Source organism: Curtobacterium luteum (genome assembly GCF_001475545.1).
GTDB classification, from domain to species: Bacteria; Actinomycetota; Actinomycetes; order Actinomycetales; family Microbacteriaceae; genus Curtobacterium; species Curtobacterium luteum_A.
On record NZ_LDQC01000135.1, the window covers coordinates 1 to 1,344 of the forward strand.

Consider the following 1,344-nt stretch of genomic DNA (forward strand, 5'->3'; position numbering starts at 1 on the left):
ACGAATCCTTACCAAGCCCATACCGGAAACCAACTCCCCGCCCGTACCTGTCCCTCGACGTGCTCATGGAGGAGATCCGGGTGCTGACACGGCAGACGACGACAGCAATCGAGGAAGACGTGCGCTCAGCGAAAGCACGCGGGCTGCTGGACGCGTCATGGCCTGCACGTGAGCCGTTGCCTGCCCCGGTCGCTCAACGGCTCGCAGAAGCCCGCCAAGCGTTCGCGAAACAGGCCGCGGCAATCGAGTCCCGCGTCATCGAAAATCCGCGCAGCCTCGGCGAGCTCGGACGGCTTGGGAAGGACGTACCCCGTGACTGACTCAGTGGATACAGGCATGCTGCGATCACTGGCGACTGTGCTCGAAGGTCACCACTCATGGAACGACGAAGCGGAATGTGCGGATGCTTTGCGTTCGGTAGCCGATGAGGTCGACGGATTGCGCGCAGATCTGACAGCGGTGAATGTCAATGCTGGACTCCGTATCGAGCAGCTGCGCTCCGTCATCGCGAACGCACCGCACGGTCGAGCCTGTCGATGGCTGTATGCAACATCGCAACCATGCAACTGCTGGAAGGCGGCGGACTCGCTGTGACTGACACCAACAACTGGGACGTGTGGCCGACACCGCAGACGAAGCCGCAACCGTACGAGTTCGACCGTGACGCGCACGAAGCGGAAGTGCAGCAGTGGATCGAGCACTACCGGAAGCATCCTGATGACCGATGACGCGTGGGCGAACTTCATCGCCTCCATCGACCCGGTAGCACTCGAGCAGGAACGGATGCGCGTTCACGGCAACCTCGACCACGAACGCCCGGGATCACGGCAGGACCACGAGATGCGTCAGGCGCACAACTGGTTGAAGCAGCAACGTCGCGACCGTGAACCACTCGAAGCAGATGGCATTGAGGCGCGAGTGCACCGCCTCCAACTCGCCGACGCCGACCGCACCATCAACGCACACATCACCGAACACGACAGACAGCTCGAAGCCGACATCGCGGCGTACCGGGCAAGGAAGGCAGCAGCATGAGTAAGCAGCAGGACGCATTGCGGCGCGCAAACCTCATTATTGACGGATTTGTGCAGCATGATTGGGCATCGTCGATGTCAGTGCATGAGTGGTATCGAAACGAGTTGCGCCAGCTGCGCGATGCGATGAACACGACGATCAGCGAGAAGGACGAATAATGGCCAACGAAACCATCATCACCGTCATCGGCAACCTCACCGCCGATCCGGAACTCAGGTACACGCAGAACGGCAAGGCAGTCGCGAACTTCACGATCGCTTCCACACCGCGCACGTTCGACCGGCAGAACAACGAGTGGAAGGACGGCGA

5 protein-coding genes are annotated in these 1,344 nt (G+C 61.0%); all 5 read left to right on the forward strand.

The window, feature by feature from the left end; all coding sequences use genetic code 11:
- The coding region (locus NS184_RS18615) for a hypothetical protein (protein WP_206556301.1) at positions 1-320 on the forward strand (320 nt) is incomplete at its 5' end.
- A 240-nt stretch (positions 321-560) separates the two neighbouring features.
- Positions 561-728: a hypothetical protein gene (locus NS184_RS18460; protein ID WP_193750535.1), complete on the forward strand. Its 168-nt coding sequence runs from the start codon at positions 561-563 to the stop codon at positions 726-728.
- The gene (locus NS184_RS16525; protein ID WP_058727173.1) at positions 718-1,035 is read left to right on the forward strand and encodes a hypothetical protein; all 318 of its coding nucleotides are present in this window, start codon (positions 718-720) and stop codon (positions 1,033-1,035) included. Before NS184_RS18460 ends, NS184_RS16525 begins: the two co-directional genes overlap by 11 nt.
- Positions 1,032-1,193 carry a hypothetical protein gene (locus NS184_RS18465; RefSeq protein WP_193750537.1) on the forward strand — a complete coding sequence of 54 codons (162 nt, stop codon included), beginning with the start codon at positions 1,032-1,034 and terminating at the stop codon, positions 1,191-1,193. The genes NS184_RS16525 and NS184_RS18465 overlap by 4 nt, the downstream gene beginning before the upstream one ends.
- Positions 1,193-1,344: single-stranded DNA-binding protein (locus tag NS184_RS16530; RefSeq protein ID WP_152998287.1), on the forward strand; the 152-nt coding region annotated here is incomplete at its 3' end. The genes NS184_RS18465 and NS184_RS16530, both read left to right, overlap by 1 nt.

Bases quoted from the DNA above. Each gene is read 5' to 3' on its own strand.
- NS184_RS16525 (WP_058727173.1), top strand. From the start codon at position 718: ATGACCGATGACGCGTGGGCGAACTTCATCGCCTCCATCGACCCGGTA.
- NS184_RS18460 (WP_193750535.1), top strand. From the start codon at position 561: ATGCAACTGCTGGAAGGCGGCGGACTCGCTGTGACTGACACCAACAAC.
- NS184_RS18465 (WP_193750537.1), top strand. From the start codon at position 1,032: ATGAGTAAGCAGCAGGACGCATTGCGGCGCGCAAACCTCATTATTGAC.